Consider the following 16,972-nt stretch of genomic DNA (forward strand, 5'->3'; position numbering starts at 1 on the left):
GCAGGGCCTGACCGCCTGACCTGAGAAGGGCCCGGGAGACGATCACGTCTCCTGGGCCCTTCTTTCTTTTCGCGCTCCTGCACCGCCGTTCACCCACCGCCGTTCACTCGCGGGCATTTTTTGGCCAACGGCCGCGCATGGCACGGCCGTTGGACGGGCATCGCTGGGGGCATGACAAGTGACCCAGCGGCGCAGCAGCAGCCGCCGCCATCGACCGACGAAGAGCGCCTCGCGCAACTCGGCTACACCCAGGTCCTCGCCCGCCGCATGTCGGCGTTCTCCAACTACGCCGTCTCCTTCACGATCATCTCGGTGCTCTCCGGGTGCCTGACGATGTATCTGTTCGGGATGAACACCGGCGGCCCCGCCCTGATCACCTGGGGGTGGGTCGGGGTCGGACTGATGACGCTGTTCGTCGGGCTCGCGATGGCGGAGATCTGTTCCGCGTACCCGACCTCCGCCGGCCTCTACTTCTGGGCGCACCGGCTCGCACCCGCGCGGACGGCCGCCGCGTGGGCGTGGTTCACGGGCTGGTTCAACGTCCTCGGTCAGGTCGCGGTGACCGCCGGGATCGACTTCGGCGCCGCGTCCTTCCTCGGCGCGTATCTGAACCTCCAGTTCGACTTCGAGGTGACGCCGGGGCGGACGATCCTGCTGTTCGCGGCGATCCTCGTGCTGCACGGACTCCTCAACACCTTCGGCGTGCGCATCGTCGGGCTGCTCAACAGCGTCAGCGTCTGGTGGCACGTCGTCGGCGTCGCCGTCATCGTCGGCGCCCTCGCCTTCGCGCCGGACAGCCACCAGACCGCGTCCTTCGTCTTCACGAAGTTCGTCAACAACACCGGCTGGGGCAGCGGGTTCTACGTCGTCCTCATCGGACTGCTGATGGCCCAGTACACCTTCACCGGCTACGACGCCTCCGCACACATGACCGAGGAGACCCACGACGCTTCCACCGCGGGGCCGAAGGGCATCGTGCGGTCCATCTGGACGTCCTGGATCGCCGGGTTCGTGCTGCTCCTCGGCTTCACCTTCGCCATCCAGTCGTACCAGGGCGCCCTCGGCTCGGCCACGGGCGCGCCGCCCGCGCAGATCCTGCTCGACGCGCTCGGGGCGACCGCCGGAAAGCTGCTGCTGCTCGTCGTCATCGGCGCGCAGCTCTTCTGCGGCATGGCCTCCGTCACCGCCAACAGCCGTATGATCTACGCCTTCTCGCGTGACGGCGCGCTGCCGTTCTCGCACGTCTGGCACACCGTCAGCCCGCGCACCCGTACCCCCGTCGCCGCGGTGTGGCTTGCGGCGTTCGGCGCGCTCGTGCTCGGACTGCCGTACCTCATCAACGTCACGGCGTACGCGGCCGTGACCTCGATCGCCGTCATCGGTCTCTACATCGCGTACGTCGTCCCGACCCTGCTGCGGCTGCGCAAGGGCGACGCCTTCGAGCGCGGGCCCTGGCACCTGGGCAGGTGGTCGCGGCCGATCGGGATCGTGGCGGTGGTGTGGGTCGCCGTCATCACGGTCCTCTTCATGCTGCCGCAGGTCTCACCGGTCACCTGGGAGACGTTCAACTACGCCCCGATCGCGGTCCTTGTGGTCCTCGGGTTCGCGGGCGTGTGGTGGCTGGTGTCGGCCCGGCACTGGTTCCTCAACCCGGAGCACGCGCGGACCGTGGCGCGTGAGGCGGGGCGCGTGGGAGCGCCGGAACCGGTCGATCCGTGAGCGGCGGGCGCGCCGCGCGGCCGCCCGTGTGACATCCGACAGGCCGTGGAGGCCGATACCCGATCGGCCTCCCGGCCCCGGCGGGCTATGCTCGGGGATGCGTCGGCGCGAGCCGGCGCGTGGACCCTTAGCTCAATTGGCAGAGCAGTGGACTTTTAATCCATTGGTTGTGGGTTCGAGTCCCACAGGGTCTACAGAGAAAGCCCAGGTCGGAGGGCATCCGATCTGGGCTTTCGGCGTGTTCGGGGGTTCCGGGGCCGTCAGCTCGCCCGCCGCTCGCCCGGGGTGTCGGGGCGTCAGCCCTTTCGCAGATACCGCCGCTTCACCGCCGTCAGTGCGACCGCGTACAGGGCGAGGACCGCCGCGAGGAGCGCGTAGTACACGGGCGGCAGGGGAGTCATGCCGAGCTGGCGGGCGGCGGGGGTCAGGGGCAGCAGGATGCCGGCGGCGGTCAGGGACGCGACCGCCCAGCGGACCGGGGCCGGGGTGCGCGGGGCGCGGCCGGTGCGCAGGAGCAGCATCACCAGCGCCTGTGTCAGGAGGTTCTCGGTGAACCAGCCCGAGTGGAACGCCGCCTCGTCGGCCGCGCCCGCCGTGGAGTGCAGGGCGAGCGCGAGGACGCCGAAGGTCGCGAGGTCGGCGGCGGCGTTGAGGACGCCGAACCCGGTGATGAAGCGCAGGAAGTCGCGCGGGCGCAGCGTCGTGGGCCGGCGCAGGGCGCCGGGCGCCGGGCGGTCGAAGGCGAACGAGAGCTGGGCCCCGTCGAAGCACAGGTTCTGCGCGAGCACCTGAGCCGGGAGCATCGGCAGGAACGGCAGCAGGAGGCCCGCCGAGAGCATCGCGATCACGTTGCCGAGGTTCGAGGAGAGCGTGACGCGCAGATACGTGGCGATGTTGCCGCTGCTGTGACGTCCCGCGGTGATCGCGTGGCCGATCGCGGTGAGGTCCTTGCCCGGCCGGTCCGCGGGCTGCGCGAGCACGATGTCCGCCGCGTCGCGCGCCACCGGGACCGCGTCGCGCGGGCAGATCCCGACGTCGGCGGCGCGCAGCGCGGGCAGGTCGTTCACGCCGTCGCCCAGGAAGCCGACGGTCGTCTCCCCGCCGGCGCGCAGGGCGGTGACGATGCGGGCCTTGTGGGTGGGGGTGCAGCGGGCGAAGACGGTGGTGCGGCGGGCGAGGCGGGCCAGTTCCCCGTCCGTGAGCGCGTCGAGGACGTCCGCGGTCTGTACGTCGCCGGCGGCGAGCCCCAGATCGCGCAGGGCGCGCGCGGCGGTGCCGGGGTGGTCGCCGGTGAGCACCTTGACCGTGACGCCGCGCCCTGCGAGATCGCGCAGCGCCTGCGAGGCGGTCGGCACGAGGGCGTCGGTGAAGGCGACGAAGCCGGTGAAGGTGAGGCCGCGTTCGTCGGCGGTGCGGTACGGGCGCTGCCGGGCGGGGCGTTCGGCGGTCGCCACGGCGAGGATCCGGAGCCCGTCGCCGGACAGCGCCGCGGCCCGGGCGAGCAGGCTCGCGCGTTCGGTGTCGTCGAGGGCGCACCGGTCGAGGACGTTCTCCACGGAGCCTTTGACGGCGAGCGTGACCGTGCCGAGGCCGCCGGGCCGCCGGACAACGGCGGTGGCGAGGCGTCGTACGGGGTCGAAGGGCAGGGCGGTGATCCCGTCGTACGCGTCGGTGACGGCCGGGTCTGCCGCGAGGGCCTCGGTGATGACCGCCTCGTCGAGCGCGTCCGGGGCCGGCAGGTCGGCGAGCTGGAGCGTCCACCAGGCGGAGACGGCCGCCCAGTGCAGGGCATCGGGGTCGGTGCGGGCCAGGTCGACGGCAGGGCGGTCCTGGGTGAGGGTGCCCGTCTTGTCGACGCAGAGGATGTCGACGGCGCCGATGTCGTGGAGCGCGGGGAGCCGTTTGACGATGACGCCGTGGGCGCGGGCGAGCAGCGCGGAGCCGCGGGCGAGCGCTGTCGTGACGATGACCGGCAGCATCTCCGGGGTGAGCCCGACGGCCACCGCGACGGCGAACGGCAGGGTCTCCAGGCCCCGGCCGCGCAGCGCGGCGCCCGCCATCAGGACCAGCGGCGGCGTCAGCAGCATGAAGCGGATCAGGGTCCAGGAGATGCCGTGCACGGAGCGCTCGAACGCGCTCGCCCCGCGTGGTACGCCGACCGTGCGGTGGGCGGAGGCGAAGCGGGTGCCGGCGCCTGTCGCGAGCACCACGGCGCTCGCGCTCCCGGAGGCCACGCTGCCGCCCTGGAAGCACAGATGCGCCGACTCGCCGTCCGAGGGCAGGTCCACGGGATGCTTGTCGGCCGGCACGGACTCCCCGGTGAACGCCGCCTGCTGCACGGTCAGGCCCTGCGCCCGCAGGAGGCGCACGTCGGCGGGGACCAGGTCGCCGGGGCCAAGGCGTATCACGTCGCCGGGCACCAACTGGCTTACGGGGACCTCGTGTTCGACAGGTGCGGCGCTCTCGTCGTCGCCGGGGCGCCGCAGCACGGTCGCCGTCGTCGCGACCAGGTCGCGCAGGCCCGCCATGGCGCTGTCCGCGCGGCGCTCGCCGGCGGAGCGCAGGCCGCAGCTGACGGCGACCAGAACGAGGATCACGCAGGCGGTGCCCCAGGCCGCGACGGTCGCCGAGACGAGGCCGAGGCAGAGCAGGACGCCGGTGAACGGGTCGCGCAGGCTGCGGGCGGCCAGGCGGGGCCAGGACAGGGGGCGCGTACCCGGCAGGACGTTCTCACCGTGGCGGGCGAGGCGCCGCTCGGCCTCCGCCTCGGTGAGGCCGCGCGGGCCGCTGTCGAGGGAGCGCAGGAGCTGGAGGGTCGGACGGCCGGGGTCCGTCTGCGGGGCGGTGTCGGTCACTCTCGGGCGCCGTCAGGGATTCTCGGGTGTCGTCACCGTCGTCTTCTCCCGTTCATCGGACCGCGAAAGGCTCCCCGGCAAGGGGTTCGAGCCTTCAGTTTAGGGGCGGAACTTTTGCCGCCCCCCACTAGTTTCTACAGCGCTGTAGAAGATCAGTATGTGCCGATCGAGGAGAGTCATGGCCCTGTGGGATCGCTTCAAGGAGTCCGCGTCGACGATGCAGACGCAGCTCATGGCGAAGAAGAACGACCTGAAGAGCGGCGCCTTCCGTGACGCGAGCATGGCGATGTGCGCGCTGGTCGCCGCGGCGGACCGGAACATCGACCCGGCCGAGCGCAGCCGCGTGGCCCAGCTCATCTCCACGAACGAGGTGCTGCAGAACTTCCCGGCGGACCAGCTCCAGAGCCGCTTCGACGCAAATCTGAACAAGCTGACCGCCGACTTCGACTTCGGCAAGGTCAGCGTCCTCCAGGAGATCGCCAAGGCGAAGAAGAAGCCCGCCGAGGCGCGCGCGGTCATCCAGATCGGCATCGTCATCGGCGGCGCGGACGGTGACTTCGACAAGACCGAGCAGGCCGTCGTCCGCGAGGCCTGCCTGATGCTCGACCTGCCCCCGCACGAGTTCGACCTGTAGGCGGATACACCGAAGGCCCGGAACCATTGGTTCCGGGCCTTCGGCCTTCAGTAGCGGGGACAGGATTTGAACCTGCGACCTCTGGGTTATGAGCCCAGCGAGCTACCGAGCTGCTCCACCCCGCGTCGGTAAACACGACTCTACGCCATTGCGGCGACAGAACGCGAATCGGTTGCCCGGCGTTCCGCGATCCGCCGCCTCGGGCCCCTTTCACCCGGTCGGTCCCGTCAGGTCGCCCGATGCCTGTTCCGGGGGAACCCTGGGGTGGGGTCCGACGACGTGCGCAGGCGCGGGACCGACGCGGACGGTGGCGGGAGACGAGCGGTGGGGCAGCGAGGAGGACACGGTCGAGAGTCGGAGCCGGGCCTGTCCCGCGCCCGGTTCTTCGTGCGTCTGCTGCCCGTGCTGCTCATCGTGGTCGGGGCGATCTACGACTACATGACGCCGTCGACGTTCACCGGCGTGCCCCTCTTCACCGCCGCGCCGCTGGTCGCCGCACCGTTCTTCTCGCCCCGCGGTACTTTCCTGACCGGCCTCGCGACCGTCGCCGTCGTACTCGGGGTGCATCTCAGATACACCCGCAGTTACGACACCGACGCCATCACCGAACTCGTCACGGTCGTCACCGTCGCCGTCCTCGCCTGTGTCATGAACCGCGTCGTGCGGCGGGGCAGTGAGCAGCTCACCTCCGTGCGCCAGATCGCCGAGGCGGCCCAGCTCGCCGTCCTGCCCGAGCCGGCGGAGCGCATCGGCGGCCTGGAGATCGCGGCGCGCTACGAGGCGGCCCAGGCGGGGGCCTTCATCGGGGGCGACCTGTACGCGGTGCAGGACACCCCGCACGGGGTGCGGCTCGTCGTGGGCGACGTACGCGGGAAGGGCATGGGCGCGGTGTCCGCCGTGGCCGTCGTCATCGGCGCCTTCCGGGAGGCGGCCGAGCAGGAGGCGACCCTGGAGGCGGTCGCGCAGCGGCTGGAGCGGGCGCTCGCGCGGGAGGGGCTGCGGCGCAACGGCCTCGACGAGTCCGAGGGTTTCACCACGGCCGTGCTCGCCGAGATCCCGCACGGCAACGGCCTCGTACGGGTCATCAACCGCGGCCACCCGGAACCCCTGATCCTGGGCGGCGACGGGGCGCTCAAGGTCCTGTCGCCGCCGGAGCCCGCGCTGCCGCTCGGGATGGGCAGCCTCGGCAGCTGGCCCGACCGGGCGTCCGAGACGGAGTTCCCGTCCGGGGCGACGCTGCTGCTCTACACCGACGGCCTCTCGGAGGCGCGCGACGCGGAGGGCACCTTCTACGACCCGGCGGCCCGGCTCGCGGGGCGGATGTTCCCGGGGCCCGATCCGCTGCTGGCCGCGCTCGCCGCCGAGGTCCGCCGGCACACCGGGGGCGGCACGACGGACGACATGGCGCTGCTCGCGGTGAGGCGGCCGTGAAGCACCAGTGAAGCAGCCGTGACTGCCGTCTTCACCTTCCTTAGTCGAACGACGTCGCTGCGCATAACATTTGACAAACCGTCAGATGAACCGCCCGCTCCGACGGCCGGTCAACTCGCCCGATTCCGCCCGCTCGTGCCCCGATAAGTCCAGGCCAAAGGCGTTAACGATCAGTCGGAACGGCTTGGAATCGGGCCCCGGTGTCTATTAACGTTCGATAACGCAGCGCGGTCGTCCCAGCCGTCACAAGAGATGGCTCCGTGCGCACGCGCCTAATCCCGCAAGGGAGCCGGGGAACCACCAACTTGGGGTGAATCGGACGTCTTTCCTTGCGGAAGGCGTCGGTAGGAGACCTTCCTGCTCCGAACCCGTCAGCTAACCCGGTAGGCGAGAAGGAAGGAAAGGAGCGCGCCCCAGTGGCGTCCAACCGGCCTGCCCCAGAGTTCTCCTACGCGCCGATCGACGAAGAGTTCGGCGAAGCGGACGAGCGGACCTGGGACGAGTGGAATCCCACCGAGGAGTCCGTCCGCCCCGTACGCGGCCGGCACCGCGTAGCCAAGCAGCGCGGCGGCCTCGCGCGCAGCTCCACCGTTCTCGGGGTCGGCGTGATCGCGGCCGTCGGCGCGGGCGGCATCGCCACCGCGCAGGGCGGCAAGCCCCCCGTACACATCTCGATGCCCGACCTCTCGGCCGTCAAGGACTCGCTGCCGGACGCCAAGTCGCTGCCCGGCGTGGGCGCGCTGATATCCGACGGTTCGGACGACGACTCGTCCGGCGCCGACGCGGCCCCGCTGACCGGCGCCGGCGTCACCACCGCGGACGCCCGCCAGGGCGAGACCGCCGGTGAGGCACTGCGCGCCCGCATCATGCAGCAGGCCGAGCAGCAGCAGGACCAGGCCGCCGACGCCGAGGCCGCGGCCGCCGAGGAGGCCGCCGCCAAGAAGGCCGCCGAGGACGCGGCCAAGGAGCAGGACGCCGCCACGGCCAAGGCCGCCGCCGACAAAAAGGCGGCGGAGGAGGCCGCGAAGAAGAAGGCCGAGGCCGAGCGCCTCGCCGAGCTCGCCAAGAGCTTCACGCTGCCGGTCGCCTCCTACACGATCACCGGCACGTTCGGTCAGCCCGGCTCGATGTGGTCCTCCGGCTACCACACGGGTCTCGACTTCGCCGCTCCCACGGGTACGCCGCTGAAGGCGATCCACTCCGGCACCGTCAAGGAGGCCGGCTGGGCGGGCGCGTACGGCTACCGCACCGTCCTTGAGCTGCCGGACGGCACCGAGCTCTGGTACTGCCACCAGTCGTCCCTCAACGTCAGCGCCGGCCAGAAGGTGACCAGCGGCGACGTCATCGGCCGCGTCGGGGCCACCGGCAACGTGACCGGGCCGCACCTCCACCTGGAGGTCCACCCCGGCGGCCAGGCGACCGGAGTCGACCCCGCGCCGTGGCTGCGTTCCAACGGCCTGACCATCTGAGGCGCCTCACCCTCCGAACCCCGGTGGTCCTGACGGCAACCCCCCGACGTCAGGGCTGCCGGTCGGCCATGCCCGGAATATCTTGCTCCGTATCGGTGTTATGACGGACCATGACTTCTCTTCGCAAGCTCGGCTCGTCCGACCTCGAGGTGTTCCCGCTCTCCCTCGGCGGCAATGTGTTCGGCTGGACCGCCGACGAGGCGCAGTCCTTCGCCGTGCTCGACGCGTACGTCGCCGCCGGCGGCAACTTCGTCGACACGGCCGACGCGTACTCGTCGTGGGTACAGGGCAACAAGGGCGGCGAGTCCGAGACCGTCATCGGCAAGTGGCTGGCCGCGCGCGGCAACCGCTCCGATGTCGTCATCGCCACCAAGGTCGGCGCCCACCCCGACTTCAAGGGGCTGTCCGCGAACACCATCAAGTCCGCCGCAGACGAGTCGCTGCGCCGCCTCGGCACGGACTACATCGACCTCTACTACACGCACTTCGACGACCCGTCCGTGCCGGTCGAGGAGATCATCACCGCCCTCGACGAGCTGGTGAAGTCCGGGAAGGTGCGCGCCATCGCCGCGTCGAACCTGACCCCGGAGCGCCTCCAGGAGTCCCTGGACTTCTCCGACCGCGAGGGCCTCGCCCGCTACGCGGCGCTCCAGCCGCACTACAACCTCGTCTCGCGCGACACCTACGAGGGCGGGCTCCAGGGGGTCGCCTCCCGCGGCGGCCTCGCCGCCGTCCCGTACTACTCCCTGGCGTCCGGGTTCCTGACGGGCAAGTACCGGCCGGGCACCGAGGTCGACAGCCCGCGGGCCGCGGGCGCGGGTCAGCACCTGCAGACCGAGCGTGGCGTGCGCGTCCTCAAGGCCCTCGACGAGGTGGCGCAGGCGCACGGCGCCGAGGTCGCGACGGTCGCCCTCGCCTGGCTCGCCTCCCGCCCGACGGTGGCCGCGCCGATCGCGTCCGCCCGCACCGTGGAGCAGCTGCCGGCGCTGGTGGCCGTGGCCGGCCTGGAGCTGACGGACGCGGAGCTCTCGAAGCTCACGGAGGCGTCCGCCTGAGGCGTCCTCAGTAGCGGTACGGGTTGTACGCGTTGTGGGCGCTGTGCGCGGGGAACGGGGCGACCGGCCCCGCGTACACCGGCCCCGCGTACATCGGCGGCACCCACACGGGCGGCGCGGTGGCCCGGGACGCGTAGGCGAGGGCGGGGCGGGCCGCGTGGCGCCGCGCCCACAGCTCGTCGAGCAGCTCCCGCTCCCGTACGACATAGTCCGCCCCGGCCCGGCCGCGCCGCCCGCGGTGGCGCAGGAGCGCGAGTGAGGTCGCGTACTGCTGGTACTGGGCGACGGCCCTGGCCGTCTCCTTGCCGCCGTGGTGCTGCGCGAACTCGCGGGCCAGGCGGCGGGCGCGCATCGAGCCGAGGGCGAACGGCTCGGCCGGGCCGACCCAGCCGGCCGCCGCGTACGCGGGCAGCTCGGAGCGCACCGTGCGCAGTTCGCGCTGGCGGGTCCCGATCGCGAGCCAGGTCAGCAGCCCGAACGCGGGCATCATGAACAGCGCGTAGACCCCGAAGAACCCGAACCGGCCGAACGCCGACGAGCCGTTCCACGTGGCGTGCATGCCCATCGCGAGCAGCAGCCCGCCGAGGGGCAGGAACACGCGCCGCACCGGCCCGCGGTCGGGCGCGGTCCAGGCCGCGACGCCGAAGCCGATGCCGGTGAGCACCGTGAACAGGGGGTGCGCGAACGGCGACATGACGATGCGTACGAAGAAGGTGGCGGCGGTCACCGAGGCGATGCCGGTGCCGCTGTTGAGCTGGTCGGTGCCGAAGGCGTTGCCCAGATAGAGGATGTTCTCGGTGAACGCGAAGCCGGTGGCGGTGACGCCGGCGATCACCACGCCGTCGACGATCCCGGTGAAGTCCCGTCTGCGGAACAGGAAGATGAGCAGGACGGCGCAGGCCTTCGCGGACTCCTCGACGATGGGCGCTATGACCGTCGCGCCGAGGGTGTCGGCGTGCGCGGGGTCGGCCGAGTTCGTGGCGATCCAGTGGGTCGCGAAGCTGTTGGCGACGATCGCGATGAGCGCGGCGGCGCAGGCGCCCCAGGCGAAGGAGAACAGCAGGTTCCGCCAGGGCCCGGGCGCGACCCGGTCCAGCCAGCGGAACGCGGCGATCAGCAGCGGGACGGGCAGGACCGCGAGGCAGAGCCCGACCAGGAACCCCTTGGTGCCGGTCTGTTCCCGCACGAGGGCGAGGATCACCAGGCCGGAGAGCGTCAGGAGCGAGACGAGCGCCCAGGCGTGCACGGCCTTCCGCTCCCACCAGCGCGGATGCCGCAGCGTGCCGGGCCCCGGAGCGCCTGCTCCGGGCTGCGCGTGCGGAAACGCATTCGGATACGAGGGATAGGTCGCCACAGCGTTGACCCTAACGAGGGACGGGCCCGCCCGCGACGGGGTGTCAGTCCGCGGCGGTGGCCGGTGCGTGCTCGGCGCGCAGGAAGAGCAGGTCGTGGACCACATGGCCCTTGTCCAGGCCCTGGCCCTCGAAGCGCGTGAGGGGGCGGAACGCGGGCCGGGGCGCGTATCCGCCGTCGGCCTGCGTGTTCTCGTAGTCCGGGTGTTCGGTCAGGACTTCGAGCATCTGCTCGGCGTACGGCTCCCAGTCGGTCGCGCAGTGCACCAGGGCGCCCGGCTTGAGGGGGACCTTGGCGAGGCTGAGGAACTCCGGCTGGATCAGGCGCCGCTTGTGGTGGCGCTTCTTGGGCCAGGGGTCGGGGAAGTAGACGCGCAGCCCGTCGAGGGAGGCGGCGGGGAGCATCTCGCGGAGCAGGATGATCGCGTCGCCGTTGGCCACCCGTACGTTCGTCAGGCCGTTCCGCTCGGCGAGGCCCAGGAGGTTGCCCTGGCCCGGGGTGTGCACGTCGACCGCGAGGATGCCGGTGTCGGGGTCGTCGGCGGCCATCTGCGCCGTCGCCTCGCCCATGCCGAAGCCGATCTCCAGGACGACGCGCTTCCTGCCGCCGAACAGCTCGTCGAGGTCGAGGACGCGCTGCCCGTCGATGTCGAGGCCCCACAGGGGCCACAGCCGCTGGAGGGCGTCCGCCTGGCCCGTCGTGACGCGGCTGCGGCGGGGCTGGAAGCTGCGGATGCGCCGCTCGAAGTGCGAACCGGCGGGGTCGGGCGCGGGCCCGTCGGGAAAGCGCGGCTCGCCCTTGGCGCGTGCGGGAGCCGGGGATTCGGAACCGGGGGCTTCGGGACCGGCGGCTTCGGGACCGGCGGCCTCGGGGGTGCGGGCTTCGGGGGTGTGGGGTGACTCAGACACAGTGAGGCGATTTTAGACGCCGGATCCGGCCGGGGCCCAAGCTCAGGAACCGAGCGCGGCCAGGGCCCGCCGGGCGACCTCGCGGCCGATCGGGAGCGAGGCCGTCGCCGCGGGAGACGGCGCGTTCAGCACATGCACCGTGCGCGGGGCCTCGCGGATCAGGAAGTCGTCGACCAGGGTCCCGTCCCGCAGGACCGCCTGCGCCCGGACGCCGGCCGGCGCGGGCACCAGATCGTCCGCGGTCACCGCGGGCAGCAGCCTGCGCACCGCCGCCGTGAACGCGTCCCGGGACACCGAGCGGCGCAGCTCCCCGGCCCCGTACCGCCAGTGCCGGCGCGCTATCCGCCAGGAGCCGGGCCAGGCCAGCGTGGCGCCGAGCTCGCGCGGTCTGACCGTCGACCAGTCGTAGCCCTCGAGGGCCAGCGCGGGCACCGCGTTCGGACCGACGTGCACGCTCTTGTCGATGCCGCGCGTGAGATGGACGCCGAGGAAGGGGAACGCCGGGTCCGGCACCGGATAGACCAGGCCGCGCACGAGCTCGGGGCGGGCCAGCTCGAAGTACTCACCCCGGAAGGGGACGATCCGCATGCCGGGGTCGTCCCCCGCGAGCCGGGCGATCCGGTCGCAGTGCAGCCCCGCGCAGTTCACCAGGGCGCGCCCGCGGACGACGTCCCCGGCGGCCGTGCGCACCGCGACACCACGCTCCGCGCGGCGGTCGATCTGCACCACCTCCGCGCCGTACCGGATGTCCGCGCCCGAGGCCTCGGCGAGATGCCGGGCCACAGACACGTAGTCGGCGACGCCCGTCGTGCCCACGTGGATCGCGGCGAGGCCGCGCACATACGGCTCGTACTCGCCGATCTGGGCGGGGCCGAGTTCCCGCACCGGAATCCCGTTCTCCCGGCCTCGCTGGACCAGGGCGTGCAGGCGGGGCAGCTCGTCGCGCTCGGTGGCCACGATCAGCTTGCCGGTGACCGCGTGCGCGACGCCGTACTCCGCGCAGAACTTGACCATCTCGGCCGCGCCCCGCACCGCGAAGCGGGCCTTGAGCGAGCCGGGGCGGTAGTACACACCGCTGTGGATGACCCCGCTGTTACGCCCCGTCTGGTGTCTGGCGGGGCCGTGCTCCTTCTCCAGGACGGTCACCCGTGTGCCCGGTACCGCGCGCGTGAGGGCGTACGCCGTCGACAGACCGACGATCCCGCCGCCGATCACCAGCACATCGCAGTCGTACCCGCTCGTCATCACCGTGCCTCACCTCCCGCCCCCGATACTGCACTGCGCCACTGACAACGCGTTCAAACCCGGGCGGTGGCCCTTCGGCCGGACCGGTTCCTTCACACCTCTGCCCTACGCCGGTGCCATCAGGAGCGGCCTCGCCCTCTCCCGCAGCTCCACGACGCGCGGCTCGTCCCCGTACGGTTCGAGGCGGTGCAGCAGATCCTTCACGTACTCGGTGGTCCTGGCCGACGAGATCCGCCCCGCCACCTCCAGCGCGCGCGTGCCCTGCTCGCACGCCGCGTCCAGGTTCCCCGACTCCAGCTCGGCGACCGCCGACACCACGAGCCGTAACCCGTGCGAGCGCACGAACTCCTCTGTGGGCTTCGACAGGGCCTGCTCCGTGAAGCGCCGCACCTGGCGGGGCGCCTTGAGGTCGCGGTAGCACTCGGCGGCGTCGGCGGCGAAGCGGTCGTACGAGTAGAAGCCGAGCCACGACGGGTCGTGGTCCCCGTCGCGCGCCCGCTCCAGCCAGCCCTCCGCGGCCCGCAGCGCGGCACCCGCGGCGTGCGCGTCACCGGCGCGCGCGTGTGCGCGTGCTTCCACGAGCCGGAAGAAGCTCATCGTCCTGGCGGTGGCGAGCCCGCGATTGCGCTCCAGGGCTGCCTGCGCCAGGTCCACCCCCTCGTCGCCGAAGCCGCGGTACGTCGCCTGGAGCGACATCGACGCCAGCACGTAGCCCCCCAGGGGCACGTCCGCCGCCGCGCGCGCGAGCCGCAGCGCCTGGATGTAGTAGCGCTGCGCCGCCTCCTGCTGGCCCGTGTCGAACGCCATCCACCCGGCCAGGCGCGTCAGTTCGGCGCTCGCCCCGAACAGGGCACGCCCCACGTCGTCCGAGTAGGCGCCGAGCAGCAGAGGGGCCGCCTCGACGCGCAGGCACTCGGGGACCATCGACGAACGCCAGTCGCCGCCCCCGTACTTGGAGTCCCAGCGCCGCGCGTCCTCGGCCGCCTCGCGCAGCTTCTGGACGTCGCTGTGGCCGACCTTCTGAGACGTGTTGTCCCCGCCGCTCTCCAGCGGTTGCGCGTCGCGTGCGACCGACGAGTCGGCCGGCGTTATCAGCCATCTCGACGCGGGCGTCGCGTACGCGCTCACCGCGAACGATCCGGCCAGCGACTGCCAGATGCCGCCGCCCGTGCGGCGGCCCGCGAGGTCGAGGCGGTACAGCTCGGTCGCCGACTTCACCGCCGCCCCCACGTCGCGCGGGAAGGCGAGGCCCACTTCGGGCGCGGGGTCCGCGTCCGCCAGGCCGATCTCGTGCAGCGGCACGGGCCGGCCCAGCTTCTGGCCGATGGCGGCGGCGATGAGGTGCGGCGCAGCGCCCTGCGGCACCATGCCCTTGGAGACCCAGCGGGCCACCGAGGTCTTGTCGTAGCGAAGCGTCAGACCGCGTTGCGAGCCGAGGTCGTTGACCCGCCGCGCCAGGCCTGCGTTGCTGATTCCCGCGAGGGCGAGAACGGTGCCGAGTTTCTCGTTCGGCCCGCGTTGCTCCCTGGACATGCGCCACCCCTCGACACAGCCGGCTGCCGCGGTGGCATAACCGCGCGGCATTCGTACACCCAGCGTAGTTCGCCGGATCCCAAGCGTTAAGGGGCATAGTTCCGGATGGCGGGAATATTGTCCGTACGGGAGTACGCGCCCGGGGCACCGCCGTCACGGTGTGCTCCGCCCGTGTGGCCGTGCGCCTGTGCGTGCGCTCTTCTGCGGCCATGGGGGGAGCGCTTCCATGGATGGTGCGTGGGTCGGCCCGCTGTACTGGATCCAGCGGGCTGGGGGACACCGCCGCCTTCATCCCCGCGGGTGGCGGACCGGTCCGGGAGGTGCAGGGCGCCTCCCGGACCGTGTGTTGCGCGCCGTGTCCGATGTGGTGTGCACAGGTCTGGCCATCCACAGCCGATTTGGCCGAATATCGATGGTGCCGTACGCCGCCACCGATGCCTCCGAGCGGTCCCCGGGGGGTTCAACTACCGCTCAAAAGGGGCGCATTCGGTGGCGCACGTGCCGCCCCGTCGCCCCTCCCGTACGCCTCCTTCGTGGCAGCATGGGGACCCTGTTCCTGTGATTTCCTCTGATTCCTTCTGACGAGGTTCTGTCCACAGCCTGTGGAGGCGGCGATGCGGTGGTTGGTGGGGTGGAGCAGTACCGCCGCCGGGCCCGTGCGGTTCGGGTCCGCGGGCTCGACCGGACCCGACGGGGAGACCGTCCATCCCGTGGGCTCCCAGCTCCTGTGGGGTGACCCCGATCCGCTGTGGGCGGTCGGCGACTGGCGTCCGGACGAGGTCAGGATCGTCAGCGCCGACGAGCAGACCCGTATCGCCGTACTCGGCACCTGCGGCGCCACCGACGAGCAGCTGCGGGTCGGCCTGTTCGCCGCGCGCGGCGGGGCCCTGCGCCACCTCACCGCCTGGTCCGGCAGCTACACCGCTGTCGTCCAGGTCGGCCGGCGCCTCATGATCGCCGGTGATCTCGCGGGCGCACGGCCCGTGTTCTACACGCCCTGGGCCGGCGGCACCGCGTACGCGACGGCCGCCCTGCCGCTCGCCGACCTCATCGAGGCCCACCTCGACATCGGCCATCTCGCGGCCCTGCTCGCCGCCCCCGACGTGCCCGAAGCCCTGCACGACTCGACGCCGTACCAGGGCGTACGCCGCATCCCGCCCGGCCACGCGCTGATCCTGCGCGCCGGTGCCCGCGAGATCGCCGGCTACGAACCGGTCGCGTCGCTCGCCGTCGCCGCGCCCTCCGCGGACCCCGCCGGCGCCGTGGACGCCCTGCGCGACGCGCTCGTCGAGGCCGTACGCGCCCGGCTCGCCGCGCCCCGGCACGTCCCCGGCGCCGACATCGACCCGGGACCCGTCCCCGGCATGGGCCCCGCCGAGCGGCGCGCGGCCCGCGGCATGCCCGTGCCCGGCATCGGCGCCGACCTCTCCGGAGGACCCGCGTCCGGAACTCTCGCGCTGCTCGCGGCGGGACTGCCCGGGCTGCCCGGCACGGTCCTCGGCCACGGCACGGGCGCGGGCGAACGCCTCCTCGCCGTCACCTTCAACGACCTGTCCGCGGGCGCGGAAGGACGCGAGGCCGAACTCCAGCGCGCGGGCGCCATCGCCGCGAACCCCCGCCTGCACCACGTCGTCGTCACCGCGGGCGAAGAGGCGCTCCCTTACGCCGAGTTGGACGGCCCCCTCACCGACGAACCCGGCCCCTCCCTGATCACCGCCGCCCGCCACCGCACGCGCCTGCTCTCCGGGAGCGCCGACCACTTCACGGGCTACGGCGCCCGCCAGGTCCTCGACGCGCACCCGGCCCGCCTCGCCGATCTCCTCATGGACCGGCGCCGGCGACACATGGTCAAGCCGGTCGCCGCGCTCGCCAAGGCGGACGGCGGCTCCGTGCTGGTGCCCGCGCGCGTGTACGGCGCTGCGCGCAAGCTGGCCCGCACGCCGTACAAGACGGGCATCGCAAGCCTCGCGGAGCGGCTGCTGCAGCGCAATTTCGAGGACCCGGGGGGTGAAGCGGGCGCCGTCGGCGCATCGCTCGCGGCCCTCGCCTGGGCGAGACCGGGGCCCGCCGCGCGCTGGCTGACGGGCGAGGCCCTCGCTGAAGTATCGGTTCGCCTCCAGGACGGCGCGACGCGTCCGGGGCCAGGACCGGGGCAGCGGCCCGGCGCGTTCCGGGCCCGCGCCGCCCTCGCCCGCCACGCGGCCGACCTGCGCGTCCTCGAACAGGCCGCCGAGGTCCGCTTCCAGCGCCTGCACGCCCCCTTCCTCGACAACCAGGTCGTACGCGCCTCCCGCGCCCTCCCCGAGGCGCTCCGCGTCCGGCCCGGCGCCCGCGCCGACATCCTGCGTACCGTCCTCGAAGGCGCCGGCGTCAGCGAACTCCCCGCAGGCTGGGGCGCACCCTCGCACGCGTCGTCCGCCGCGGCGGCCCGCACCGGCCTGCGCGTCCGTGCCGACCACCTCATCCAGCTCTTCGACACGCCGCTCCTCGCCCAGACCGGCCTGATCGAGGCCCGCGTCGTCCGCAAGGCCCTGCGCGCGGCGGCCGACGGCGAGCCCCTGCCGCTGGACGGCCTCGCCGACCTCGTCTCCCTCGAACTCTGGCTGCGCCGCCTGCTCGCCCGCCGCGGCACCTGCTGGACCGGCACCCCGGCCCGCCAGCGCGCCGTCCCCACGGGGAGCGTCGCACCGCAGCGGGGCGCGCTGGGAGCCGGGCGCTGAAGCATCGCGCCCGTGCTGTCCTCAGTGCCCCGGAACGGAATCCGCGCGAC

11 protein-coding genes, 2 tRNA genes and 1 riboswitch are annotated in these 16,972 nt (G+C 72.7%); of the genes, 7 read left to right on the forward strand and 6 right to left on the reverse strand.

Annotation, left to right across the window (positions count from 1 at the left end):
• Positions 1-171 precede the first annotated feature (171 nt).
• Entirely contained in the window at positions 172-1,719 is a 1,548-nt protein-coding gene (locus tag ACWIGU_RS11230) for an amino acid permease (RefSeq protein ID WP_454399605.1), read from the forward strand.
• Between the two features lie 121 nt (positions 1,720-1,840).
• Positions 1,841-1,913: transfer RNA gene (locus ACWIGU_RS11235), tRNA-Lys, on the forward strand.
• A 102-nt stretch (positions 1,914-2,015) separates the two neighbouring features.
• On the opposite strand, the gene mgtA is transcribed toward ACWIGU_RS11235, so the two are convergent.
• Positions 2,016-4,574: a magnesium-translocating P-type ATPase gene (gene mgtA / locus ACWIGU_RS11240; RefSeq protein WP_454399607.1), complete on the reverse strand. Its 2,559-nt coding sequence runs from the start codon at positions 4,572-4,574 to the stop codon at positions 2,016-2,018.
• 178 nt (positions 4,575-4,752) lie between these two features.
• Here mgtA and ACWIGU_RS11245 point away from each other — a divergent pair, with 178 nt between their 5' ends.
• Positions 4,753-5,208, forward strand: coding sequence for a tellurite resistance TerB family protein (locus ACWIGU_RS11245; protein ID WP_100598964.1), 456 nt, complete (start codon positions 4,753-4,755; stop codon positions 5,206-5,208).
• Between the two features lie 51 nt (positions 5,209-5,259).
• On the opposite strand, the gene ACWIGU_RS11250 is transcribed toward ACWIGU_RS11245, so the two are convergent.
• Positions 5,260-5,333 (reverse strand) — tRNA-Met (locus tag ACWIGU_RS11250).
• Between the two features lie 199 nt (positions 5,334-5,532).
• On the opposite strand from ACWIGU_RS11250, the gene ACWIGU_RS11255 reads away from it, so the two are divergent.
• The 3 genes from ACWIGU_RS11255 (at position 5,533) to ACWIGU_RS11265 (ending at position 9,163) form a co-directional block, all read left to right on the forward strand.
• The gene (locus ACWIGU_RS11255) at positions 5,533-6,639 is read left to right on the forward strand and encodes a PP2C family protein-serine/threonine phosphatase (protein ID WP_454399609.1); all 1,107 of its coding nucleotides are present in this window, start codon (positions 5,533-5,535) and stop codon (positions 6,637-6,639) included.
• A gap of 259 nt (positions 6,640-6,898) precedes the next feature.
• Positions 6,899-7,044: riboswitch (cyclic di-AMP (ydaO/yuaA leader) on the forward strand.
• A gap of 11 nt (positions 7,045-7,055) precedes the next feature.
• Positions 7,056-8,108 (forward strand): M23 family metallopeptidase, encoded by a 1,053-nt coding sequence (locus tag ACWIGU_RS11260; protein ID WP_454399611.1) that lies wholly within the window; start codon positions 7,056-7,058, stop codon positions 8,106-8,108.
• A gap of 110 nt (positions 8,109-8,218) precedes the next feature.
• Entirely contained in the window at positions 8,219-9,163 is a 945-nt protein-coding gene (locus ACWIGU_RS11265; RefSeq protein ID WP_454399613.1) for an aldo/keto reductase, read from the forward strand.
• Between the two features lie 7 nt (positions 9,164-9,170).
• On the opposite strand, the gene ACWIGU_RS11270 is transcribed toward ACWIGU_RS11265, so the two are convergent.
• The 4 genes from ACWIGU_RS11270 to ACWIGU_RS11285 form a co-directional block, all read right to left on the reverse strand.
• Entirely contained in the window at positions 9,171-10,517 is a 1,347-nt protein-coding gene (locus ACWIGU_RS11270; protein WP_454399615.1) for a PrsW family intramembrane metalloprotease, read from the reverse strand.
• 43 nt (positions 10,518-10,560) lie between these two features.
• A complete protein-coding gene (trmB, locus tag ACWIGU_RS11275; RefSeq protein ID WP_454399617.1) occupies positions 10,561-11,424 on the reverse strand; it encodes a tRNA (guanosine(46)-N7)-methyltransferase TrmB in 864 nt (287 codons plus the stop codon).
• A gap of 42 nt (positions 11,425-11,466) precedes the next feature.
• On the reverse strand, positions 11,467-12,669 hold the full coding sequence (gene lhgO, locus ACWIGU_RS11280; protein WP_454399619.1) for an L-2-hydroxyglutarate oxidase: 1,203 nt from the start codon (positions 12,667-12,669) through the stop codon (positions 11,467-11,469).
• Between the two features lie 105 nt (positions 12,670-12,774).
• The gene (locus ACWIGU_RS11285; protein WP_454399621.1) at positions 12,775-14,202 is read right to left on the reverse strand and encodes an MFS transporter; all 1,428 of its coding nucleotides are present in this window, start codon (positions 14,200-14,202) and stop codon (positions 12,775-12,777) included.
• Positions 14,203-14,816: 614 nt separating this feature from the next.
• On the opposite strand from ACWIGU_RS11285, the gene ACWIGU_RS11290 reads away from it, so the two are divergent.
• The gene (locus ACWIGU_RS11290; RefSeq protein WP_454399623.1) at positions 14,817-16,922 is read left to right on the forward strand and encodes an asparagine synthase-related protein; all 2,106 of its coding nucleotides are present in this window, start codon (positions 14,817-14,819) and stop codon (positions 16,920-16,922) included.
• Positions 16,923-16,972: the final 50 nt, after the last annotated feature.

The sequence above is a fragment of the Streptomyces sp. NPDC055400 genome (assembly GCF_053644375.1).